27 protein-coding genes are annotated in these 22,333 nt (G+C 36.2%); 2 read left to right on the forward strand and 25 right to left on the reverse strand.

Features of this window, described 5'->3' with window-relative positions:
• Positions 1-230: 230 nt before the first annotated feature.
• The 3 genes from ACKI30_RS06945 to ACKI30_RS06955 all read right to left on the reverse strand — a co-directional run bounded on the left by ACKI30_RS06945 (position 231) and on the right by ACKI30_RS06955 (position 2,251).
• Entirely contained in the window at positions 231-653 is a 423-nt protein-coding gene (locus tag ACKI30_RS06945) for an acyl-CoA thioesterase (RefSeq protein WP_407411078.1), read from the reverse strand.
• A 581-nt stretch (positions 654-1,234) separates the two neighbouring features.
• Positions 1,235-1,513: a transcriptional regulator gene (locus ACKI30_RS06950; RefSeq protein WP_407411080.1), complete on the reverse strand. Its 279-nt coding sequence runs from the start codon at positions 1,511-1,513 to the stop codon at positions 1,235-1,237.
• A gap of 138 nt (positions 1,514-1,651) precedes the next feature.
• Positions 1,652-2,251, reverse strand: coding sequence for a hypothetical protein (locus ACKI30_RS06955; protein WP_330008995.1), 600 nt, complete (start codon positions 2,249-2,251; stop codon positions 1,652-1,654).
• Positions 2,252-2,379: 128 nt separating this feature from the next.
• On the opposite strand from ACKI30_RS06955, the gene ACKI30_RS06960 reads away from it, so the two are divergent.
• Positions 2,380-2,931, forward strand: a complete 552-nt coding sequence (locus ACKI30_RS06960) for a macro domain-containing protein (protein ID WP_407411082.1) — start codon at positions 2,380-2,382, stop codon at positions 2,929-2,931.
• A gap of 36 nt (positions 2,932-2,967) precedes the next feature.
• Here ACKI30_RS06960 and ACKI30_RS06965 read toward each other — a convergent pair whose 3' ends face one another.
• The 3 genes from ACKI30_RS06965 to ACKI30_RS06975 are packed head-to-tail and all read right to left on the reverse strand — an operon-like array spanning position 2,968 to position 5,069.
• Entirely contained in the window at positions 2,968-3,894 is a 927-nt protein-coding gene (locus ACKI30_RS06965) for an AIM24 family protein (protein ID WP_407411084.1), read from the reverse strand.
• A 2-nt stretch (positions 3,895-3,896) separates the two neighbouring features.
• A complete protein-coding gene (locus ACKI30_RS06970) occupies positions 3,897-4,733 on the reverse strand; it encodes an SseB family protein (RefSeq protein ID WP_407411086.1) in 837 nt (278 codons plus the stop codon).
• Complete coding sequence (locus ACKI30_RS06975; RefSeq protein WP_407411088.1) at positions 4,734-5,069, reverse strand: hypothetical protein; 336 nt, start codon at positions 5,067-5,069, stop codon at positions 4,734-4,736.
• Positions 5,070-5,271: 202 nt separating this feature from the next.
• On the opposite strand from ACKI30_RS06975, the gene ACKI30_RS06980 reads away from it, so the two are divergent.
• Positions 5,272-6,195, forward strand: a complete 924-nt coding sequence (locus ACKI30_RS06980; RefSeq protein ID WP_407411090.1) for a hypothetical protein — start codon at positions 5,272-5,274, stop codon at positions 6,193-6,195.
• Positions 6,196-6,301: 106 nt separating this feature from the next.
• On the opposite strand, the gene ACKI30_RS06985 is transcribed toward ACKI30_RS06980, so the two are convergent.
• From ACKI30_RS06985 to ACKI30_RS07075, 19 genes are all read right to left on the reverse strand, one after another.
• The gene (locus ACKI30_RS06985) at positions 6,302-6,703 is read right to left on the reverse strand and encodes a hypothetical protein (RefSeq protein WP_407411092.1); all 402 of its coding nucleotides are present in this window, start codon (positions 6,701-6,703) and stop codon (positions 6,302-6,304) included.
• Between the two features lie 325 nt (positions 6,704-7,028).
• Positions 7,029-7,313 carry a nucleotide pyrophosphohydrolase gene (locus ACKI30_RS06990; protein WP_407411094.1) on the reverse strand — a complete coding sequence of 95 codons (285 nt, stop codon included), beginning with the start codon at positions 7,311-7,313 and terminating at the stop codon, positions 7,029-7,031.
• 4 nt (positions 7,314-7,317) lie between these two features.
• Positions 7,318-7,692 (reverse strand): hypothetical protein, encoded by a 375-nt coding sequence (locus tag ACKI30_RS06995; protein WP_407411096.1) that lies wholly within the window; start codon positions 7,690-7,692, stop codon positions 7,318-7,320.
• Positions 7,693-7,911: 219 nt separating this feature from the next.
• The gene (locus ACKI30_RS07000) at positions 7,912-8,892 is read right to left on the reverse strand and encodes a tetratricopeptide repeat protein (RefSeq protein WP_407411098.1); all 981 of its coding nucleotides are present in this window, start codon (positions 8,890-8,892) and stop codon (positions 7,912-7,914) included.
• A 241-nt stretch (positions 8,893-9,133) separates the two neighbouring features.
• Complete coding sequence (locus ACKI30_RS07005) at positions 9,134-9,769, reverse strand: hypothetical protein (RefSeq protein WP_407411100.1); 636 nt, start codon at positions 9,767-9,769, stop codon at positions 9,134-9,136.
• Between the two features lie 11 nt (positions 9,770-9,780).
• The gene (locus tag ACKI30_RS07010; RefSeq protein ID WP_407411102.1) at positions 9,781-10,101 is read right to left on the reverse strand and encodes a zinc ribbon domain-containing protein; all 321 of its coding nucleotides are present in this window, start codon (positions 10,099-10,101) and stop codon (positions 9,781-9,783) included.
• A 101-nt stretch (positions 10,102-10,202) separates the two neighbouring features.
• A complete protein-coding gene (locus ACKI30_RS07015; RefSeq protein WP_407411104.1) occupies positions 10,203-10,538 on the reverse strand; it encodes a hypothetical protein in 336 nt (111 codons plus the stop codon).
• Positions 10,539-10,632: 94 nt separating this feature from the next.
• Positions 10,633-11,160, reverse strand: a complete 528-nt coding sequence (locus ACKI30_RS07020) for a hypothetical protein (protein ID WP_407411106.1) — start codon at positions 11,158-11,160, stop codon at positions 10,633-10,635.
• A gap of 466 nt (positions 11,161-11,626) precedes the next feature.
• The gene (locus tag ACKI30_RS07025; RefSeq protein ID WP_407411108.1) at positions 11,627-12,019 is read right to left on the reverse strand and encodes a hypothetical protein; all 393 of its coding nucleotides are present in this window, start codon (positions 12,017-12,019) and stop codon (positions 11,627-11,629) included.
• Positions 12,012-12,371, reverse strand: coding sequence for a hypothetical protein (locus ACKI30_RS07030; protein WP_407411109.1), 360 nt, complete (start codon positions 12,369-12,371; stop codon positions 12,012-12,014). The genes ACKI30_RS07025 and ACKI30_RS07030 overlap by 8 nt, the downstream gene beginning before the upstream one ends.
• 253 nt (positions 12,372-12,624) lie before the next feature.
• Positions 12,625-13,020, reverse strand: a complete 396-nt coding sequence (locus tag ACKI30_RS07035; RefSeq protein ID WP_407411111.1) for a hypothetical protein — start codon at positions 13,018-13,020, stop codon at positions 12,625-12,627.
• Positions 13,013-13,372, reverse strand: a complete 360-nt coding sequence (locus ACKI30_RS07040) for a hypothetical protein (protein WP_407411113.1) — start codon at positions 13,370-13,372, stop codon at positions 13,013-13,015. Before ACKI30_RS07040 ends, ACKI30_RS07035 begins: the two co-directional genes overlap by 8 nt.
• Positions 13,373-13,608: 236 nt before the next feature.
• Positions 13,609-15,273 carry an AMP-binding protein gene (locus ACKI30_RS07045; RefSeq protein WP_407411115.1) on the reverse strand — a complete coding sequence of 555 codons (1,665 nt, stop codon included), beginning with the start codon at positions 15,271-15,273 and terminating at the stop codon, positions 13,609-13,611.
• A gap of 156 nt (positions 15,274-15,429) precedes the next feature.
• Positions 15,430-16,002: a helix-turn-helix domain-containing protein gene (locus tag ACKI30_RS07050; RefSeq protein WP_407411117.1), complete on the reverse strand. Its 573-nt coding sequence runs from the start codon at positions 16,000-16,002 to the stop codon at positions 15,430-15,432.
• 607 nt (positions 16,003-16,609) lie between these two features.
• Complete coding sequence (locus ACKI30_RS07055) at positions 16,610-17,401, reverse strand: tetratricopeptide repeat protein (RefSeq protein WP_407411119.1); 792 nt, start codon at positions 17,399-17,401, stop codon at positions 16,610-16,612.
• Positions 17,402-17,785: 384 nt separating this feature from the next.
• Entirely contained in the window at positions 17,786-20,326 is a 2,541-nt protein-coding gene (locus ACKI30_RS07060; RefSeq protein ID WP_407411121.1) for a DUF3344 domain-containing protein, read from the reverse strand.
• Between the two features lie 277 nt (positions 20,327-20,603).
• A complete protein-coding gene (locus ACKI30_RS07065; RefSeq protein ID WP_407411123.1) occupies positions 20,604-20,939 on the reverse strand; it encodes a DUF2149 domain-containing protein in 336 nt (111 codons plus the stop codon).
• Between the two features lie 15 nt (positions 20,940-20,954).
• Positions 20,955-21,596, reverse strand: a complete 642-nt coding sequence (locus ACKI30_RS07070) for a MotA/TolQ/ExbB proton channel family protein (RefSeq protein ID WP_407411191.1) — start codon at positions 21,594-21,596, stop codon at positions 20,955-20,957.
• A 15-nt stretch (positions 21,597-21,611) separates the two neighbouring features.
• Positions 21,612-22,319: a DUF2162 domain-containing protein gene (locus tag ACKI30_RS07075; RefSeq protein WP_407411125.1), complete on the reverse strand. Its 708-nt coding sequence runs from the start codon at positions 22,317-22,319 to the stop codon at positions 21,612-21,614.
• Between the last annotated feature and the right edge of the window lie 14 nt (positions 22,320-22,333).

The following is a 22,333-nucleotide window of genomic DNA, read 5'->3' on the forward strand; positions in this document are numbered from 1 at the left end:
ATCTTGTTCATCTTGTCATGGCTGCGGTTCCATTCTGCACGCCGTCGGCAGATCTGTTCGGTGAAAACATGCCTCAGGAATCTGTTGGACTGGTCTGGCCATAACCCATGGAGAGACCACTCCCCTTGCGGCTCCATAAGTTGGGTGTTGACTCTCAGTGGATGCAGTTTAGACAAACCCTGTCATACCCGACATCACCTATGTTGATGCCGTCAATTTCACGCATATAATCACAAATCATTACCAATATCTGCCTCATCAATATAGAGCATGTTCAGCTTTTCTCTAATGTCATCGGGAATCCTGATGGACTTTTCTGCAAGGTAATCATAGTGGACGATGACGGACTGTCCCTTGGCCTTGATTTCACCGTCCTGCCAGACCTCATTTCCGACCGTGAACGATGAGTTTCCGATTTTTAGGATGTAGGTCCTTATTTCAACATCCTGTCCGTAGCGAATCTGGCCTAAAAAATCAGTTTCATTTCTAACGAGAATCAGTTTCCACTTTTTTAAATCCAAATCAAGGTCAGGCATGAAATATCTGTAGATTTCCTCCCTTGCAAGCTCAAACCACTCGCCGATGTGGTTGTTGTTTACATGTTTCATCCCGTCTATTTCACCAAACCTTGGAGTCAGCATCATCCTTAACATATTATACCTTTTTTATTTTTCTAGTAGAAAAATGTTTCAACGTTTAAAATATAATTTATTTTTTTAAGGATTTATCATTTTTGATAATGCTGTCAGGCCTTGAATTAGAAGCAATGAATTTTCACCCTTTTCAGTATCGTCAACACATAGCTATTACTGTAGATTTAACTCACGTCATAGACATGACCTGCTATGTATAATCCTATAGGAAAATTAATTTCTCTATTTATCACCAGCAAATAGGTTAAAAACCATTTTATTCTTAGGTTTCTTTCGAAATTTAACACATTTCGCTGTTCTCCCCTTGTTTAAAGCACACTACACCTAATTGAAATCTTAATAATTAATAATTAACCAAGAGGTTTAACCTCCACAATTAGCTGATAATCTAATTGCCAATGATAAGTTGGGTCAAATCAATATCATGTGTTAAATTGCAGGACTTATTCTGCAATTGATATTGATTATCAAACTATTTTTTAACAACTAATTAATTTAACAATTAAAAATTACTTTTCATGTTTTAATATAGATTTAGCATATCATCTGAGGCTTCAAAAAAATAATTTCAATTAGAAATCTCATTCCTCAAGATTCTGGGAAATCTCCTCACCCAAATCGGTAAGCCTGTAGAGCCTTCCCTTGTGGGCCTCCTCGTTGATGCATTCCGCAGCACCGATCTCTTTTAGCTCACTCAATACCTTTGAAATGTGATTGCTTCTTATTCCAGCCTCCTTAGCTATGTTTGTAGGTATCTTGACATGTCCGTCCTGCAGGGATTTCATAGCCTTTACCCTGTAGCTGCTGACAGTTACATATGCAAGTTTCTTTAGTGTTTCATCGTCCAAATTGTTGTTCATGAATATAAATATGTAATTATACCATATAAAATTATCATCATTCTATCCTCTTTTAAACACTCCATGAACATTTTTATAATAATTGAAATTAAAAAAAAAGAAAGGTTGTAGATGACATTCATCTACATTAAAGGTTGTCTAGTACCACAAAGGATGTCCCGCATCGTCGTAACCAGGCTCATCCATATCGATATATCCGTTACTTCCTACGTGGTAATTAACCATACCGTACTTGTTTGCCATGTACTGGTCAACTTCAGCCTGGCTGTACATTGGAGTACCGTCTGACTTGTATGCGTATGCGGAAGGTGTGCTTGAGGATGATGAGCTGGAGGACTGCTGTGCCTCTTCAACCTTTTCCTTGATGGTGATCTTCTTGGTTGCATTGCATCCCTTGAAGTCATTGTTTCCATCATATTTAACGGTCACTGTGTATTTTCCGGTATCCTTTTCAAGTTTCAATGTTCCGACACCCTCATCGTTGGTTTCAACGGTATAATAGGAGTTTGCCTTGTTCTTGTCGGTGATTGTTACGTTAACTGTCTGGCCGACAATAGGATTTCCGCTGTCGTCAGTCAGCTTTACCTTAAGGGATCCGCCTTCAGTGATGGTGGAATTACCTTTAAAATTCAAATTTGATTCTTTTTTAGTCAGGTTCGGCATCATTGCAACCATTCCAACCAAAAGGGCTGCAATAATTACAATCAATGCAATTATAATAATTTTATTCTGTTCCATAATTTATCTACTCTCCATAATAATATTGTGTCAACATCATATATAATAATGAACAAATGCATGAAATAATATGGTTTCACACCAATAATAATGTGTTAAAGATATTATTTAACTGTTATCATGAGATAATGTTTATAGAAAAACAGACATATAATACAGCAGTGATTGAAATGAATGATTCCATTAAAATTAAACAGACAGACATTACAGAACTAGACGTTGATGCAGTCGTCAATGCGGCAAACAGGGGACTTCATGAAGGAAGCGGAGTGTGCGGTGCAATATTTGATGCTGCAGGTTCAGCCGAGCTTGGAGAGGCATGCTCAAAAATAGGCGGATGTCCGACAGGAAGTGCAGTGATAACTCCGGGATTCAACCTCAAGGCAAAATACATCATCCATGCCGTCGGACCAATCTGGAACGGTGGGGACGAAGGCGAAGAGGAACTTCTATACGGCGCATATGCACAATCCCTGAAATTGGCTGTGGAAAATGGCTGTGAGTCAATAGCTTTTCCTCTCATATCATCAGGCATCTACGGATATCCTAAAGAGGAAGCGTGGAAAATAGCTGTCAGGGCGTGCAGAGATTTCATAAAAGAAGAGCCGATTGAAATTACCTTTGCCGTTTTAAGCGACAGAAGTAAGATTATGGGCGAAGAGATCATATCTTCATTATAGTGATGATTGGATGGTTAAATGATGAAAAGTTATTCATCATTTATCTCCGACAGGCCTGTCCCTTAACTTAAGCTTGCCTGTTAATGGAGCCATCAGAATCTTGCCTGTTCCCCTGTAAACGTTTACGAAACCTTCACCTGAAACCGCTGAGCCTATAAATGATTTTGCTGATCTCTCAACAGTCAGCTCAAGGTCACTTGTCCAAGCGATTGCCATCGGCCCATCTATTGAAACAGTGTCGTTTTCAAGCTCGATTATAATAAGTTCCTTGTAAGGGATTCTTGATTCAAGACATACATACCCGTTTCCATGCAATACTGTGTTGAAAAGCCCTTCGGCTGAAGCCACTGCACTTGAGAGGTTTGTTCTTTTTTTAACTGAAAGGTTAACTGATTTTTCAGCCGCCAAAAACAGTCCGTCATCAATCATCAGATTATGATTCCAATCTGCCAAATCCATTAAAATCAAGTGCCTGTATGTCTGTTCTGTTACAAGATATCCGTTACCGCTGTATTCAGGCTTTACGGTTGTCTCACCGGTCACCTTTGATTTGATGAATTTCTTTCCAAAATCCCCAACACCCTTGATACCTGAAGACAGCTTGTTTGAGCCGCTCATCCACTGCATTGCACCTGCCTGAAGATATATTCCTGAAGTCTTGCTCAGGTCAACCACCAGCTGACGTGGACGTATGTTCATCTTGCTTGAAAAGTATTTATAGACCGCTTCAGACGGATAGACGCTCAGGTCCTTTTCATATTCTATTACCTTGAACGGTCCCTTTTCATCCAAAACGCTGATATTGTCGTTTTCACCTACGAAGTTTCTTATCCTTATTCTACCGGAACCGCCACTAGAACGATTAACTGGTTTCAGTTTCCCATTCTGGCTGTTTCCGCATTCGGTGCAGAACTCGGCATCGTCCTCAAGTTCAGCTCCGCAGTTTACACAAAATTTAGTCATAATCAATCATCTCCATAAAACGGCTGTTCACCGCACATCCACAGTGATGTGAACTCATCAAGCCTGTCTTCAAGGTTGAATTCAGTTCCAGGTGCAATAACGATATCCATTCCGTTTTCAACAGGTCCTATCGGCAGGATCTTTTTGGATTTCGGCATGAGAAGAATGTGAGTGTACTTTAAGTCCTCACGATATTTAGGATTGCTTGATGCATAGAAAGGTATCGGAGGTGTGAAAACGCCATCAACCGCATTGTCAACCATCAGATTCTCGTCAAGCCTTATAAACAGTGTTGAATTCTCCTCCAGCTCAACGGAATGTTCCTTTAGAGCATGCAACAGCTCATTTATGGAGTCAAGAAATTCCTTTTCCTCGTCAGACACTTCCCTGAAAAGATTTAAAAATCCCTCAATTGGAATGTTGAGCTCTGAAGGAGTGAAGGGATTTACCACAACTGTTGAATACTCATCTGACTGCTTTAGCATTTCGGCAAGGTCGCTCATGTATAACACAAACACGGAGCTTTTAACGCCAGCCTCCTGCATTACCTTGTCTGAAGTAAAGAGAGGCACTGCCTTTTCACCGTCACTGTTTTTGAGGTAATTGATATCAAAGCCAGTCTGTTTTGGAGTTTCAAGAACATCTCCCGGCTTTGCACTTTCAAGGCCCTTGAACATGTCGGCGCTGAATGAAACCGGCATGAACAGCTGTGAGTCTTTAAAAACTTCAAAGAATTCCTTCTGCATTTCAGGAGTTATGTCCTTTTTTATAATCTCCTCAAGCTGCGAATTGTCTATTATCGCTTCCTTTTTTAGATCCTGCAAATGTTTATCGTCCATCTAATCACCTAAATGTAAATCATTAATCACCATAGTATTTCCAATCTCGTATGCAAATGCCTCCTGAAAGAGAACATCATTATGCTTCCTGAACCACTCCTCAAATATCTCACCCGGCAATTCATCATTGGAGAATATTGTTATGAGCATCTCATCGAACTGCCTTTTTTTATAGTATGAATTTATTTTGGTAATGTAAAGGCTCTCAAATCCGTTTTCATTGAATTGTGATATGAGCTCATCGAGAATATCCTCAATATCAATCTGAATGAGATTTCCCGAAACGTGTTTGTAGAGAGGTATGTGAAATACATACTTGCGATTTAATGCAATCATGTTAATAATGTATAATTAAGATATTTTAAAAAATTTTTGGAGAGATACTGATTTTGTAAAAACAACTGAAAATTGCTTTAACTATTTATAATTGCATTTAAAGAGATAAATTGCTTTTAAATAAACTATAAACTATATATGTATTGTAAAATATAATATAGAATGAAATTAATAATTAAAATTAAAAAGGAGGAATGATACAATGGTTATTGAAAATCAGAAAAACAGAGATCTTTTTCTGAAGCTGTGTTTCATGCACTTTCTAAACCATATCCTTAAGGCGCTGGGAATTGATGAGGAAATAGAAGACACATTGAATACAGAGTACATTTCCGTTGAGAAAAAAGACCAGATTAAAATTTTTGACAGCATGCTTGATTTTGCAGCGATAACCACATCAGGAAAAATCATCATTTTCGAGTTCAAAAAGAATACATTGAGAAAAAAAGATTTGAAACAGGTATATGACTATTACAGAAGAGTATACTGTAAGGAAAAGACAGATGTAATTTCAATAATAATTGTTATTTCAAAATACGGAAATATTAAGGATTTCACAGAGCTTGACATAACATATCACCCCCAAATAATCAAAACTAAACAAATCAACAAACAAAAAGATTTAAAAATAATTAGAAATAAATTTAACGACAACAACGTATTGACATCAATGGAATGCTCGCTGTTAACGGCATTGCCACTTTTTGAATTGGAAGAAAGTGAAGATGAAATCGTTGAAGAAACATGCAAACTCATTGAAAGCAAAAAAGATTGCATACCACAGTGCAAGCTCGAAGAAATCGTTCTTGGAATGTATTTCAATATTCTTGAATACATCCCTATAGAAAAACAAGACGAATTAATGGAGATGATCGGAATGAATGATTTAAAATCCAGAGGAGATTTTGCAAAAATGAGAGCAGAAATTAAGAGAAAAGCAACTCAGGAAGGAATGCAAGAAGGAATACAAAAAGGAATACAAAAAGGAATACCAATAGGAATTCAAAAAGGAATAGAAAAAACAATCCCAAGACTTCTTGAAATAATGACACCTGAAGCCATTTCAAAAGAATTTGACATCAGTCTGGAAAAAGTTCTGGAAATTAAAAACAGTTATGGAAAATAACCATTTTCCAAATTTTTTTCATTTTGATGTTTAACCGCACCACTTAAACCGTCTGAAGCGCGATATTATAATTAGAAGTAAAAAAAAAGAAAAAAGGGTAATTGGCTTATTTACCAATTACATCTCCGATTAATTTTTCGTTAGGTGCGTTAATTTCAACTAATGTTGCACCGTCTAAGTAGATAAATACACATCTTCCGGTATCTTTTTGTTCAAAGAGACCTTGTTTGGATGAAATGTTTTTCATTACCGAGTTTCCTTGAGGAGCTAAATCAATAGATTTTGATGGAACAATGTTGGTTACGGTAATGTTGTCAGTTCCGTTTTCCATAACTACAACTGCATATTCACTTTCTACTCCAAAGAAACTGCCTGTTTGGTTTGATTTAGCTAAACTGTCATTAACTGTGAATCCTTCAGGATTGTTAATGGAAGCTGCACAAACCATACCTATTGTACAAAGTGCAATGAATACTACACTTATTGCTAATATTTTTTTCATATCCATAATATCATCCTATTTTATAACAATAATTATATATTGTCATTATACAATTTGTCTTCATATATAAAATCTTTTGAACATCTTGCAAATTTGAGAAACCTGAAAAGCCTTGGCAATGAATCACTTTGATTTACACTTATGGCATTTCAGTGATACATTTGACCGGAATAAATATAAATTCGGATAAATTTATGAAAATTGAAAAAAGAAGAAATTAAAAAGAAAATCAAAATAAATAATATAATAAAAAGTAAAATAAATTTTACCTAAAATTCTTTTTGTTTTTTTAAACAGAAGTTCATCTTATTTTATAAGAATTAAAAATGATTCACTTTATTTTTGCAGGATATTTGATTGCATTTTTCTCCATCTTATTATATATTATCTCCTTAATGTCAAAATCCATTGCATCTGCCATGTAGATACAGTATATCAATACGTCTGCAAGCTCATCTGCAACCTCACCATCATCATATTCCTTTCCCCACTGAAAATGCTCCAGAAGTTCTGCAGCTTCAATGGATATTGATTTTGCAAGGTTTTCGGGAGTGTGGAATTTCTTCCAGTCACGCTCTGACTGAAAATCTATCAAATCATCAATTAACTTTTCCATTATATCACTTTTTGAATTTTCTCGAATCAAGTTTCAGGTTCCTGCAGGCCAAATCAGAATCTGTTTCTCTCCACTCAAGATTTTGCTTCAGGACCTTTTTTCTAAGCACTTCCAATGAGTGGGATTTCAAATCGGATCCCCTGTAATGCCACATGTCATCCTTTCTATAGACATTCAAAAATCCTGTGACATTGTTTTTGTCCGCTTCAAGAGACTTTTTGGCAAGGGATTCATCGAGAACCCTCCACTTAAGACCATATAGATTTACCAGAAGCTCCAAGTCCTTAAGTGTGGGGGCTTTTAGAGTCTTTTCGCCGAACTGATACTCCCAGCTCATGTCATCAAGCTGGTATACGTTCATGAACCCTGAGAATTTCATGAGTATAGTATGGACTTGAAAAAATATAAGCTTTTCACATTAACATTTCATGGCCAAAATCAACTGCCAATATAATCAAAGAAACGATTGATTAAAAGTGTATACAATATATTTTCTTCAAATTTAATCAAAGATTATTTTAAAATTCTGAAAATAAGTATAAAAAAAAGATGAATTGAAATATGTTAATCTACATAGAGCAAACATTTCTTGTGAAATTCACAATTTCTCGACGAGCGATTCTATTTCAGATGTATCCCTGCCTAACTTTTCCAATACGTCAAGTTTCAAATCCAAAGCCTGTCTGTAATCATCATCCACCTTAAAGTGATTGGCTAAAAACTCATCAAGGCAATCCAGAGCAATGTCATTTTCGCCTGCCTCATGCATTTTAGAGGCCTTCATGAGCAGCTGCCTTTTTGAGATATCCAATGCCTTTTTAAGGTATTGTGTATCGGAATATATTCCAAGATAGAAATACGCATAGTCATTCGGCTTGACGGATACTGACTGGCCAAACACTTCAACGGCTTTTTCAGTCATTTCAAGCTTAACCAAGGCTGTGGCCTTCTTGTTTAGAAGCTTTGAGAGTATCTTTGTCTTGAATTTTGTAGGGTTTTCCAATGCCCTGTCATAGCTTTCAAGAGCTTTTTTGAAATCTCCCTTTGCAAAATACTCATCGCCTGCATAGATGTTTCTCTTGATTTTCGGAAAGCCGTCCCTCTCCTCGGATGATTTTTTCAAAAGAAGCTTGTGATATTCCACATCCTTCAAACTGCCATCACAGCGCACTGCCCTCTTATAATGCCTTAATGACTTAACGAAATGTCCCTGATTAAAAATAGCTTTTGACTTATAAAACAGCGCTTCGCCGTATTCAGGATCATAGTAGAGAACATCATCCAAAAGGGAGATGGCCTTGCCGTACTTATCATTGCCCAACAAATCCTTTGCATCATCCAAAGTGTTTTTAATCTCAATTTCCTTTAAAAGATGCGCCTGCAATGAATACGGATTCAAGTTTGAAAAATTAATTCTTTTAATGAAATTGTCATCAGGAGCAATCCATGATGTGGAAATGTCATCAACTGCAAATTTAAACTGATTTTCATCTATAAAAACTGTCAGGTTAAAATCATATGAAATCCTGCCGTCCTCTTTTGAGGATATGCGGCTTTCTGGAATGTCAAGTAACGTCATTGTTAATATATTAAAAAAAGATAAAATAAAAAGATTATGTTTCATCATCCTTGTGTGAACATAGCTTTTGAAGTTCAATTAAGGCCTTGATGAATTCATCACGGTCCTCAAATATCCAAATTCCTTCCTTTTTCATGGTATCAATAAATTATTACCATTTAACCGCAAGAAAAAAATTAAGTGAAAATAGGAGTTGAAAAAATGAACAAAAAAACTCACGGTTAAATGGCTGTCAGCATGATTATACGAACATCTTCTCAATCATTGATGTAGGTCGTGCATTTCTTCTCAAAACCTTGTCCTGCATTTCCCTTTTCTTTTTGATTTCATCACGGACAGACAATCCCTTGAATCTTGAGTCCTTCTCAGGTTTCTTATAAGTCCTGACCACTTTTGAAACTATGCGTCCAGGTTTTTGAGCGGCGTCATCCCTTAAGGTTTTTTCAGCCATTTCCTCATCAAATATATACCATATGTGACCGCTCTGGCGGACCTTGGCTTCAAGCTCTTCAAGAGACCTTGCATATATCACATTGGAGTAATTGTACCTGTTTTCTATCAGGTTCAAATAGCTCCAGTTATATCCGCCCTTGCGGTTTTTGATCACTCCGAAATATCCTGTGGTGTTATTCAATTTAACCCACCGCAGCTGGCGTTTCATTACTTCAACCAGACTTCTAATGATGCTTATCTCCTCATCATTTCTGTTTTTTAAGACATTTTCCATGTCAAAAGTGTCATTGTCAATCCTGCTTAGGATTTCAGCATTTAAAACGCTTTCGATAGCTTGCCTGTATTCGGAATGAAGAAAAGGAGATTGGAAGTATCTCCTTATTTCATCATAGCTTTCGTTTGAAAACATATTGGTAAAATTCATGCTATCACCTGTTATTCCCACACATCCACAAATTCATCTTCCTGAATTTCACCTGCGTTTTGAGACCCGCCACTGCTTTGTCTGTCAGCAAACTGCCACGGATATTTCTTATCGGCTGCCATGACGGCAAGTTCCTCGAGAGTGTCGGCTTTAAGGATTACCTGATTTCCGTTCTCGCTGAAAAGGTAGATATACTCGTCGCCACGCCTGAATACATTCAGCATGTCTGTTGAGTAATCCCCAGGTTCTCCGCCGTCCAGTCCAGTTCCGCAGATTCTGCAGTATGTAAAGTTGTCCCTCATTTCTTTTCCACAGTTAACGCATTCAATCAAACTATCACTCCCTTAAATTAACATGTTTCCAAACGCTACGCATAGCATCAAATATCCTATAAGACCTACAAATTTTACTGTTTCCTTTAAGTTAAACACATTTACCTCCTTAGCGAATACTCATCAAACACATACCAGATTCTGTTTTGACTTAGGACAATTTTTTTAAGTTTTTTAAGGCTTCCTGCCTTGATTTGAACACCATATTCATCATAACACCACACACCATTGCAGTAACTGACCCTGAATATGCCAGTGCTGTTGTTTTTGTAATTGTCCATCAGCTCGACAGTCAATATACGTTCAAAATGCATCAAAACGCATCTTAATTCCATATCCTTAACATGTCCCAAATCAAGGACACCCCAATCGATTGCTTCCAATGTATCTCTTGTAAGAAATTCCAATATCTCATCCGAATATTTAATAAAACTCATTTAAACCTCACAATATCAATAAAATTTAACAGCGATAAAAATCAGCATTCAAAAATGAATTTTACCACCTCCCTGTGAATGCAAATGAGCATGATTAAATTGAATCAAGAAACTCTCCTATTAATGTGATTATGAACCTGTTCAGCGGATTTTCAAGTGACATAAATGTCTCGTTGCAGTTTGTGGATCCGAACTCTGCAAAATACGGAGTCTGTCCGCAGCCTCCATCGATTGTGGCTCCAAGGATTAACTTGCCAGGAATTATCTTTACTCCATAATCGGCCATCTCGACCACCTGGACGCTGTCAAGTTCATTTGTAGTGAATGAAAATGTACTGCCTGCCATTTCTATTTCAAAATTGGCCCGGGATGGAGTCTGCTCACCGGTCAGGTAGCATATCCTCAAATACACTCCGTTTTCATGGATTTTCCTTTCGATAAATTCGAAAAATCCGTCATCCATTTCATCATATGTGTATTTCTCGTCAGCCTCCCCTGCATAAGTCGGCATGTAATTGTTGGCTGAAAGCTCATCCACAAAGAAATGAAACTCTGGATGATTGTTTATGGCCTTTTCAACAGTTCTTCTCACATTGATATCGTTTTTTCTTATTATTTCCATATTTTTTCCTCAAATGATGATGATTTAATATTTTAGTGCCTGGTTTGGCAAAATAGCCGGCACATAAAGTTTAGATAAATTCAATGATAATGATAGAAAGTAGCTGTTTTTTTGGGATAGGCGTTTAATAAGATTAGTATATTTAAACAAAACAGCTACTTATGAGAATATCAATAGTTGCTTAGAGGTGAAAATGATTTTAAGTTTGAGATTCCAAGCAACTATATGAGCTTAAATTATTACTACACTCCATGCAGTAGTTATTTTCACTTGTGGCATTATTATCAACTCCTTTAATAAAAGTTCGTATAGAGTCAGATTACTTCGATATAATGGTGTGGTTAACTTATACCTATAATTTTAGTTGCAGTTTTATATTAGTATTCAGGTAGTATTTAAAGGTTTTGGTTTTTTAGGTCAATATTGCAATGAAAATCTAAAATATTTCTGATTTAAAAAAAAATATCTATAGTTCCAATGGAGGTGAATTTCTAAGTGCATTCAAATAATCAAAACCTAACTCAATGTTTGATTTGACATCTTTTAAAGATTCCTCAAAATATGATGAATTTAAATTCCAATTATAATCTGCATCATTTCTCAATTGTCTTAATTCATCCAAAATTAAACCCAAGGCTTTTTCAGTATCATCATTTGATTGCATTAATCTGTTGCAAATTCTTTTATGAAAATCAGCACCCCTAATGAAATCAAATTCATTTAACACAAATATCAAATAACTTCTTACAGGATTGAAAAGAGCATAATAATATCTGCTAATTGCGGATCTCTGATAGCATTCCATCTCAATTTGAGCAAGCAAATCTCCAACTAACTTATATTCCTCATAATCAAACATCAAAAAACCCCAACATAATCAGACATTCACGATGAACATTTAGTTCACGTCTTAACGGAAATAACTGTTTTTGAATCCTGTTTAAATCACTTCGAGCACCATTGTGAAAATGATTTAAAGGTACCTTAACCCTTAGAATTATATACTCATCATCCATTTCAGGTTCAAAATTCATCTCTAGACAAAAATGCGCATCATGAAATGAATTAACTAAAACAGACTTAACCTCTTCAAGAAATTTAAAAATATTTTCATTCTTTTTAATTTGATTCTTAATCTTACTTGGAGATTTCATCTCATAATACTCACCCAGAGCATCAAACTTTTCATCAAAAGTCAAACTTTCATCCATTTAAACCTCCTGTCAAGTCTTAGATAAACTCAACAAAACAGTATTTATCATCATTAATATAAATAACTTTCCAAATAACTCCAAACAATATTTCAAGCCCAAAACAATATTTATTCAGAAATGTGAAAATGCACAATAATGATTATGTAAAAAATAGTATAAAAAATAGTCAGTTTCAAATGAAAGCAACTTTACAGAATGAAATCAATTTCAACAAAAATTAGTAAATTTCTAAAGATTTAAAAAAAAATATCTATAGCTCCAATGGAGGTGAATTTCTAAGTGCTTCAATTTGTTCAAGCCCAATTCTTGCTTCCGAAGATGCCAAATCTAATTTTTCAGTGAAAAATGATGAATCTTTTTCATACCAATCATAATCTGCAAGATTTCTTAAATATCTCAAGTCTTCCAGCAGATATCCAATTGAAGACTCAGTCAAATCTTTTGATTTGATTAATCTATCACTGACTTTCCTGTGAATATTTTCACGACCTCTGAAAATGTCTTCACCCATCACCAATATCAAATATAATCTAGCACAACAGAAAATTGAATAATAATACCTGCTAATAGCAGATCTTGTGAATTCCTCACCGCTCAGTGAAGCCAAACAATCGGCAACATCACATACTTTTTTAAAATCAAACATTTAATATCTCCGGCATTATTGCTAATTCTCGAAAGACATTAAGTTCATGTCTCAAATCTTGAATATCAATCCTCAAATTCATCATATCATCCACAATACCATTATTGAAACGTTCTTGAGGAACATTAACAAATAATATTATGAACTTATCATCCATTTCAGGTTCAAAATTCATTTGAAGAGAATATTTTGCATCCTTAAATGATTTTTCAAGATAAGGCTTAATCGCTTCCAGGAGAACTAAAATATTTTCATTCTTTTTAATTTGCTGGCGAATCTCATCGGGAGTTTCAATCTCATAATACTCACCCAGAGCATCAAACTTATCATCAAAAGTCAAAGTTTCATCCATTTAAACCTCCTGTCAAGTCTCATTTAAACTCAACTAAACAGTATTTATCACTATTAATATAAATAACTTTCCAAATAACTCAAAACAATATTTCAAGCCCAAAACAATATTTATTCAGAAATGTGAAAATGCACAATAATGATTATGTAAAAAATAGTATAAAAAATAGTCAGTTTCAAATGAGAACAATTTTACAGAATGAAAGCAATTTAAAAAAAAAATAGTATTAAGGGAGTTTACAACTCTCCCCTTTCGCGTCTTTCGTCCAATAGCTTGAGACCTAAGTCCCCTAACTTGTATTTCTGGATTTTTCCACTGGTAGTGAGAGGGAATTCATCCACAAAGAACACGTATTTAGGAACCTTATAACGTGCAATGGAACCAATGCAGAAGTCACGAATGTCAGCTTCTGTAATCTCATCGAATCCGTCTTCCTTGATGATGAAAGCTCCAACGATTTCACCGTATTTTTCATCAGGAATTCCGGCAACCTGAACGTCCTGTACACATTCATGGGTAAATAGGAACTCTTCGATTTCACGAGGATAGATGTTTTCCCCACCCCTGATGATCATGTCCTTGATACGGCCGACAATGGAGTAGTATCCGTCTTCATCCACTGTTGCAAGGTCTCCGGAGTGAAGCCATCCGTCAGGCTCGATGGTCTCAGCTGTCTTTTCAGGCATGTTATAGTAACCTTTCATTACATTGAAACCTCGGCACATGATTTCTCCGGTTTCGCCGACGCCCACTTCCTCACCGGTTTCAGGGTCAACGATTTTAACTTCAATGTTCGGGAACTTACGTCCTACGGTGTTGATTTTTTTCTCAAATGAGTCTGCAGCATTGGTTTGGGTAAATCCCGGTGCAGCCTCTGTGAGACCGTATACGCTGGTAATCTCCTTCATGTTCATCTTTTCGATTGCATCCTTCATTGTCTCGACAGGGCATGTTGAACCTGCCATGATACCTGTCCTTAGGGAGGACATGTCGAACATGTCAAACATAGGGTGGTTCATCATACCGATAAACATTGTAGGAACACCGTAGATTGATGTGCACTTTTCCTTCTGGATTGAGGATATTGCAAGAAGTGGGTCGTATTCCTCAAGCACAACCATGGTGGATCCGTGGGTGATGACTGCCATTACGCCTAAAACGGTACCGAAACAATGGAAAAGAGGCACCTGGAGAAGAAGCCTGTCCTTGTTTGTGTAGTTCATGTTTTCCCCAATGTAGTAACCGTCGTTTACAATGTTACGGCTTGTAAGCATCACTCCTTTAGGGAAACCTTCGGTTCCTGAAGTGTACTGCATGTTGATAACGTCATGCTGAGTAACGGCATCCTTAACTTTCTGGTATTCGTCATCGTCATAGTTCATTCCTAACAAAAGGAGCTCGTTGGTATTGTACATTCCCCTGTGCTTTTCCTGGCCTACGTGGAATATGAATTTTAAGTGAGGGAATTTCTCAGCCACCAGATGGCCTCTGGCACAGGTTTTGAGTTCAGGCACAAGCTCGTTGATAATGTCGAAATAGCTTGTATCCCTGAATGCGTCTGTCATTGCAAGCGCCTTCATGTCTGACTGCTTGAGTACGTATTCAAGCTCATGTGACTGGTATGCTGTGTTTACTGTAACGATAGTCGCACCTATCTTTGCGGTTGCAAACATGTAGGTGAGCCATTCGGGAACGTTTTTAGCCCATATTCCTACATGGTCTCCCTTTTCAATTCCGATAGCAAGCATTCCTTTTGCAAGGTTGTCTACTCTTTCGTCAAATTCTTTATATGTAAATCTTAAGTTTCTGTCCGGATAAACGATAAATTCATGATCTGGCTGTTTTTCAACCATTGTCTCGAAAAATTTTCCAAGCGGTAATTCTGTAAATAGTTCACTCATACTTTCACCTCATTAACTAATTCTATAAAATAACTAATACCAAATGCAAATCATAAATGCAATCTCAATTGCAATGTTTCAAAGTTAAAATCCAAACTAGCTGTGTGATACCTGTCGATATTTGGTTTGAAAGTTATTTTATTCATTCTATCCACCTCAGTATGGAGTGTATAATACAGCTAATATCTTAGCGGAGTTTTCGCCTGTTGCGTGTAAGTGGTGAGGAACTGCTGAGTCATAAAATATGGTGTCGCCTTCGCCTATTACAAAGGAATCCTTACCGTAGATGACTTCAATTTCACCTTCAAGCACATAGATGAACTCTTCCCCTTCGTGTGAGGAAAGCTCCTTTTCTCCAGGTTCATATTCAATGTCAATGAGGAAAGGATCTATGTTTCTGTCTATTTTACCTGCACCTAATGAGTGGAACTCAAGGTTGGTAGCGTTTGTAACGTCTTCACGACCGGAGAAATAAAGTGAGTTTTCTGTTTTTCCTCCACGGGTCACTACAGGTCCAAGCTCAGGTGTGTCGTCCAGAAATGTTCCGAGTCTTACCCCTAATGCCCTTGCCATTTTTGTTAATGGAGTGAGTGACGGAATAACTTCTCCAGCTTCCATAGCTTCAAGCACTTCCTGTTTTACGCCACTTCTTTCGGCGAGGTCTTCTATAGACATGTCCTGTCTAGCTCTAATGTCTTTTATCTTTTTTGCAAAATTTTCGTTTGTCATATTTTTCACACAATTTTTTGAATTTTATACTTAAAACAATTTAAGTATTTATAACTATATTTAATAAGATATTTAAAATTAACTTAAAAAATGTGCATTTTTGTTTAGTTTAGAGCTTTAAAAAAATATATGATAGTACAGAAGTGTTCAATTCAACTTATTCATAGGCAAGAAGTAATATATTCCTTACCTATGAATTTTAACGCACCACAGTCAAACTCAAAAAAACAGTTTTTGAATTTAGGGCAATTGCCCCATTAAAACAATTGTCCGTTAAAATATTTAAATCAGTCAGTTTTAAATGACTGCAATTTTACATGTCCGTACAATTTTTTCTTTAAATTGCAAATAAACTATAATATAATGTTAAAAAAAGATTTAAATCAAAAATCAGTATTCATAATGAAATTTTATTGAATCCAATAAATTGATTTTAAATGGTAAAAATGACCTTAAATCAAAGAAAAAATACATATATGAGCTTAAATAATCTAGTAATGTAAAGAATAACCATCTTTACAAAATCATCAGAAAAAACTACATTAGTTTCCGTATAGAAGTAAAATTATGTATGGGGTTGGATTTTCCAGTCCCATACCAAAAATAGTTACATCTTTTCCTTGCACATGTCCCATATGTCCATGGTGTTTCCATCCAAGTCCATAAGGGCATCTGCCTTAATGAAAAATTCATCGGCTTTCTGATAGTCTTCCATGCCACAATAGGTCAGTGCCTTTCCAAGCAATGCTTCTGCTGATGCTTCATCAACTTTCAGGACAGAGTCATAGACATCTATTGCATCATCAAATTCACCGGATAACCTGTTGGCCTCAGCAATTCCAAGTCTAGCATCAATATCATCCTCATGAATGGCCAGTACTGAGATGAACTCCTCGATAGCGTCATCATATCTTTTGAGATTGATGAGTGCACGGGCTTTCAGGTAGTGTGCTTCAGGATTAGGACTGTAGACGTCAATCGCCTTGTCACACAGCTCAACGACCCTTCTATTTGACCTGTAGGAATCTTCTTTTTCAAGTTTCCTTCTTGCCTTTCTGATATATACCTCATCACGGTTCAGGTATGCCTTGGTGTTTTTAGAGAATTCCTTAATCTCTTCCGGAAGGTCATCCTTGTTAATTACCTGATCTTTAAACTGTGATATCTCATCGAATACATCGTCAATCTGATTGATTGCCTGTTCGCTGAATTCCTCCAAATCAATTTCATCAATTTTCTGTTTAAATTCTGTTGAATCCAAATCCCTTAATATTACTGATGCCTCATCCTTTAAAAAATCAATACTGTCTGAAATATTCTGCAACAAACTGGATTCAAAGTAAACCCTATCTGTTTTTCTTTGGTTAACATCAACGTCTTCCCAGTCATTATCTTTCACAATATCAACTCCCAATATGAGTTAATTATTGATTATAGAAAGAAGTATTTAAATGTTATCATAGTCAAATATTGACGAAAACATTTAAAACAAGATAAATCAGCCATATTTAATTAAAATAATGAATTAAAACTTTTTAGAAAATTTTATTTAACTTCTAATATCTGAGTTGAGCATCCATTGTTGTCATCTATTCTGCTGAAAATATATAAATTTGTGAAAGTGAATTTTTTTATGTACTGTAAACAAAATAACTTATATTGTTTTTCCAACAATTCAAAATTATGAAAAGAAAGTATCGTTAAAATTAGTTTCGAAACAAAAACCATCAAAATAAATTATCAAACTTTTAAAATAAAAAAAGAAAAAATAGAGGGTGAAACTCTATTTTTTAATTGTTATTGTACTTTTAGCACTGACAGTGTATTTGGCATTACCTGAAGAAATTACAACTTTATGATTACCAACCTTTAAGGATTTTGTATTTAACTGAGCAACACCCTTTTTATTGGTTTTGATGGTGTAAGTCTTGTATTTTTTACCAGTGTAGACTTTTACCTTAATCTTAAGGCCTTTAACTACTTTTTTGGATGCCTTATTTTTGACTGTTACTTTAAAGTATTTGGTCTTTTTAACCTTTGCAGTTACTTTTGGTGCTTTAACTGTTGTTTTAGCTTTAGCCACTTTAATTGAGGAAGTTGTCTTTTTAACATCATAGGCAGTGTTGGAGGAGGTGATTTCAACTTTATGTGTGCCTATAGCTAATGCTGATGCAGCTTTAAAGGTTGCAACACCTTTGGAATTGGTTGTTACATAATAGTTTTTAGAGGCTTTGCCGGTGTATACTTTTAAAGTAAGTTTCAATCCAGTAACAGGTTTCTTATCAGAATCCAAAACTGTAATTGTAAATGCCTTTTCAGAGTTGTAAGTAGTGGACAATGCCTTGGCGGTTACAGTTGTTTTGACAGGAGCCTTTTGAGCGGTCACAATCATCTGTTGTAATGCCAATATTGTAGATCCGGTAGCGACAAATGAGATATCATTTGAATCTTTAAGGACATCAGTTATGTTTGCAACATATAAATCAGTGGTTTTACTGGTTCCGTTCCAAACGTTTTCTGCCAATTTGCCGTTGACGATTATGTTACCTTCACCGCTTTGAGCACCTGATGCGAATACATAAAGTGTAGCATCGGTGACATCCTTGGATACGACATCGATTTTAGAGTTTGCAGCGGCAACTCTTCCGGCATTGTTGTTGGAGTTGGCAAGTAAATCCGCACCGTTAACAATATATGCATGGTATATGAATTCACTGTCGGCAGCATCATATGCATAAATTAATGTACTTGGATAAATTGTAGGGGTCGGATTGATTTTGGACAATTCGAAAGTGTTGTTTCCGTTTAAAATCAATTCGCTTACATCATATACCAGAACACCATAACCGTATTTGCCGTAGCTTCCCAAGTTGGACTGATCCCTGTAGAATGCAAAAGGTGTGAGAGTTACATTGTTAAAGTTTACATTGAACATTGTTTCATTTTCAATGTAGGTTTTTCCATTAAACCAGTTATAAGGAACATATATAAATCCTTTAACGATATTGGAATTGTTATCCAGGTTTACAGTCCAAATTTCAGTAGTACCGGTAGCTCCGCTTTTATATGAGCTTTCGGATTTTGTATCAACTACAATACCGCCAGTAAATTCAATGTCAATTACTTCACCAAATCCGCCGGCATCATAAGCCAGGTCCTTGCCCAAATTACCGTTGTACAATACAGGAACTGTCTTGTTTGCACTTGCAACATCAATGCCGTTTAATTTAACATTAACTGCATAAACCACATTGGTATTGTCAGCACCATTGACAGTTGTCTCATCAATTGGCCTGATGGTAGGGTCGGTTAACAAGAGGGTAGCTGTATTTTCACCGTCAAGGTCTATTTCACTACTGTTTACCACTTTGCCGTCAGCCAATAGTTCAATTAAATATTTGCCTGCCTTACTGGATGTTGCAGTAACGGTTATTGTATTGTTTGTACCTGCATAACAGGTATTTGAATACTCTGTAGCAAGAGATACGTCAGCCATTATTTGAGAGTTTACTTTTAAAACGGACAATACATTTTTTAATGATGCATATGAACTGGTTCCAACATTCATTGAGACAAATTCTGTATCCTGGCCCGCTTTAATCTTGTCAGTTACATCCCAGCAGTTGTATTGATAGTAATTGCCTGCACTGTGGTTTTTAGCATCGCCTATCAATTCATCATTTATTTTGAAGCTTCCGTCAGCACTTGAAAGAGCGACATTGATTAAATCAGCGGCATAGATTTTGCTCAGATCTTTTGTAGCGAAAGCAGTTGTGATATTGGTTTTTGTCCATTTTTGAGTAGAATCCACCCAATAATTTATCACGTCACTGTCTCCGTCATCATAAGCTAAAATCAATGCAATCAATTTTATTCTGCCGTCAAAGGTTTTATTTTCCATTTTGAAAGTATCAACCTTAAGAACTATTGAAGAACCATTCAAACCCTTTATTGAATCTGTGATGTCATAATGCATTTGATAGTCTGAGTAACATTTGTCAGTGTGATTATTTACAGTATAAATAGTTCCGTCTGTTGTTCCGTCTTCTATCCACAATTCTTCACTAGCTATTTGATTTTCACCATTTTCGGTTTTTAAACTAACGTTTGCGTTAGCTCCGTGAGTGTTTTTAGCACTTCCTCCATAGACATTTACATAAACATCGGCACTTTTGATGTCCTTGGCATCGGCAGGTATGTCATATGTAAGTTCGCCACTTGTAGCCCATGGGTTTACAGTCACCACATCAACATCTCCGGAAACCTGTCCGGAATCAGTTGTCTGTAGGTCATCTGCACAAACAGCGCTAAGGGAGAAAACCATCATGAAAATCAAAACAAATAAAAAAATAAATGATTTACTTTTCATAATATCCCATGAATTAATTTTAAAGGGATTATACCAATATAATATAATATCCCCATTTTAAATGAAGTAGTAATACTAATATAAAGATTTTCTTATTACTATTTTTAAAATAAAGCTATGAAAAGTATTACTTTCGCCAAAACGTAATACAAAACAATGAAAAAATTAAAAAAAAGTAATAAAAATTAGAAGTAATGAAAAATAAAAAGTAATACTTTATAAAAGATATATATTATCCTTCAACCATTATCAGCTTGCCCGTCGACGGATCCTTATACACTTTACCCATTTCCATGTAGCCCTGACCTGAGCTTTGAGAGGATTCTGGAGTTTCATTCAATACCTGGCCTTCAGTAACTTCAGTTATGTTGGCAGGTGACTGCTGAACTGCCTGTGACTGTTCATGAGATGTATCCTGAAAAACAACACTTTGCATATTCCAGCTGATTACAACAAATATCAAAAAGCCGACCGCTATAACAAGCATTGCATCGACAAGATTTGAAGTCCCAGCCATAGGGTCCTCTTCACCCTCTGAAAATCTTTTCTTGCACTTTCTCCTGACCATAATCAAAACTCCACATCAGTGTTTTAACTTGTCAAGCAGCGCATCACAAAGAGCATCAAGATTTGACAGGTCCTCTTCATACCATCTGCGTCTGATTTTTGAGACAAAATAACCGACAGCACCCGCACCAATACCGACAACTGTTGTATCGAATGCAACGATGATTGCGTTTGCCAACGTATTCACGTCTCCTGCACCCAATGCCGCAAGACCCGGACCCATCGGTATCAATGTACCCATCAAACCCAGTGTAGGTCCGATACGGGTTACGATATCTGTTCTCTCAATAGTTTTTCCAAGCTTTGTCTCTTCAAATTCCACCAGTTTTCTGGCCAAAGTTTCACGTGTATCTGATGTTAGGGAATCAGCACGCAATATTTTTACCAGAATGACCTTCTGATTTTCATAAAGCCTTGCATTTTTAATCACGTCCATCAATGCTTCAGATGATGTTGCATTTGAAATGGAATAGATTAATTTCTCCAGGGCATCCGGAGTTATCTTTTTTCTTGACGTATACTCAGCCACCAGACTGCCCAGTGTTACAATTGCAAAGAATGCAAAGATTACAAGAAATATGATTACAGGAATCTGCAGGCTCTGTGCAATCATGTTCAATCCGGAGGTTAAGATTTCACTTCCAGGAACTGTTGTCACCATATATAATCACCACTAATCCAGATAACTGTTGTTCTTGAAGTAAAATCCGCCTAAAAACATTATCATCAGCATCAAACCCAATACCGCCAGAATATATTCAGGAGATTGGATAGATATTGCATCCATCGGGTTTTGGATCAGTGCAGTTATATTCGGCAGGAACAATGCGGACAAAAGGAAATATACTCCCAAAAAGAACATGAAGTTTCCTAAAACTATCGGATATGGCTTTTTAATGAATTGAACCAGATAGTTTGAAGCAAAGTAAGTTAGAATGATTGTCAAAACCAATGCGGCTGCTACAATAACGCTTAAATTCATAAGACCCAGACCTACAGTAGGCGCAACCAGCATTATGCTCACAATGATTGAACCGAAACAGCACGGACATGGAGCAACAACCGCCATACATGTAGCTGCAGTAGTGTTTTTCTCAAAGACCTTATATTCGCGAATTGTAAATATTCCGGCAAGAATCATTATGACTGCCATTATCAAAAAGAATTCAAAATTATATGTATATATCAAATCGGTAATCTGGGCTGTGTAGAATGAAGAAATCTCTGTCAATATCAATACTCCGCCACCATAACCTATCGAAACCATTGCCAAATATCTTTTGGACATGTTGGCAAGGCCTGTGGCAAGGCCCAATTTTATTCCAAATATTAAAACAGCGGACAATATTCCCAGCTGCCATAACAAATTTATTACTTCCATTTTCATTCCCTCTT

Source organism: Methanobrevibacter sp. (assembly GCF_045539575.1).
GTDB lineage: Archaea > Methanobacteriota > Methanobacteria > Methanobacteriales > Methanobacteriaceae > Methanocatella.

Bases quoted from the DNA above. Each gene is read 5' to 3' on its own strand.
- ACKI30_RS07045 (WP_407411115.1), bottom strand. From the start codon at position 15,273: ATGAGTGAACTATTTACAGAATTACCGCTTGGAAAATTTTTCGAGACA.
- ACKI30_RS07020 (WP_407411106.1), bottom strand. From the start codon at position 11,160: ATGGAAATAATAAGAAAAAACGATATCAATGTGAGAAGAACTGTTGAA.
- ACKI30_RS07065 (WP_407411123.1), bottom strand. From the start codon at position 20,939: ATGGTCAGGAGAAAGTGCAAGAAAAGATTTTCAGAGGGTGAAGAGGAC.
- ACKI30_RS06965 (WP_407411084.1), bottom strand. From the start codon at position 3,894: ATGACTAAATTTTGTGTAAACTGCGGAGCTGAACTTGAGGACGATGCC.
- ACKI30_RS07040 (WP_407411113.1), bottom strand. From the start codon at position 13,372: ATGGATGAAACTTTGACTTTTGATGATAAGTTTGATGCTCTGGGTGAG.
- ACKI30_RS06985 (WP_407411092.1), bottom strand. From the start codon at position 6,703: ATGGATATGAAAAAAATATTAGCAATAAGTGTAGTATTCATTGCACTT.
- ACKI30_RS07030 (WP_407411109.1), bottom strand. From the start codon at position 12,371: ATGGATGAAAGTTTGACTTTTGATGAAAAGTTTGATGCTCTGGGTGAG.
- ACKI30_RS07035 (WP_407411111.1), bottom strand. From the start codon at position 13,020: ATGTTTGATTTTAAAAAAGTATGTGATGTTGCCGATTGTTTGGCTTCA.
- ACKI30_RS06945 (WP_407411078.1), bottom strand. From the start codon at position 653: ATGTTAAGGATGATGCTGACTCCAAGGTTTGGTGAAATAGACGGGATG.
- ACKI30_RS07005 (WP_407411100.1), bottom strand. From the start codon at position 9,769: ATGAATTTTACCAATATGTTTTCAAACGAAAGCTATGATGAAATAAGG.
- ACKI30_RS06975 (WP_407411088.1), bottom strand. From the start codon at position 5,069: ATGATTGCATTAAATCGCAAGTATGTATTTCACATACCTCTCTACAAA.
- ACKI30_RS06995 (WP_407411096.1), bottom strand. From the start codon at position 7,692: ATGAAATTCTCAGGGTTCATGAACGTATACCAGCTTGATGACATGAGC.
- ACKI30_RS06980 (WP_407411090.1), top strand. From the start codon at position 5,272: ATGGTTATTGAAAATCAGAAAAACAGAGATCTTTTTCTGAAGCTGTGT.
- ACKI30_RS06990 (WP_407411094.1), bottom strand. From the start codon at position 7,313: ATGGAAAAGTTAATTGATGATTTGATAGATTTTCAGTCAGAGCGTGAC.
- ACKI30_RS07000 (WP_407411098.1), bottom strand. From the start codon at position 8,892: ATGACGTTACTTGACATTCCAGAAAGCCGCATATCCTCAAAAGAGGAC.
- ACKI30_RS06970 (WP_407411086.1), bottom strand. From the start codon at position 4,733: ATGGACGATAAACATTTGCAGGATCTAAAAAAGGAAGCGATAATAGAC.
- ACKI30_RS06950 (WP_407411080.1), bottom strand. From the start codon at position 1,513: ATGAACAACAATTTGGACGATGAAACACTAAAGAAACTTGCATATGTA.
- ACKI30_RS07060 (WP_407411121.1), bottom strand. From the start codon at position 20,326: ATGGTTTTCTCCCTTAGCGCTGTTTGTGCAGATGACCTACAGACAACT.
- ACKI30_RS06955 (WP_330008995.1), bottom strand. From the start codon at position 2,251: ATGGAACAGAATAAAATTATTATAATTGCATTGATTGTAATTATTGCA.
- ACKI30_RS06960 (WP_407411082.1), top strand. From the start codon at position 2,380: ATGTTTATAGAAAAACAGACATATAATACAGCAGTGATTGAAATGAAT.
- ACKI30_RS07015 (WP_407411104.1), bottom strand. From the start codon at position 10,538: ATGAGTTTTATTAAATATTCGGATGAGATATTGGAATTTCTTACAAGA.
- ACKI30_RS07075 (WP_407411125.1), bottom strand. From the start codon at position 22,319: ATGGAAGTAATAAATTTGTTATGGCAGCTGGGAATATTGTCCGCTGTT.
- ACKI30_RS07050 (WP_407411117.1), bottom strand. From the start codon at position 16,002: ATGACAAACGAAAATTTTGCAAAAAAGATAAAAGACATTAGAGCTAGA.
- ACKI30_RS07025 (WP_407411108.1), bottom strand. From the start codon at position 12,019: ATGTTTGATTATGAGGAATATAAGTTAGTTGGAGATTTGCTTGCTCAA.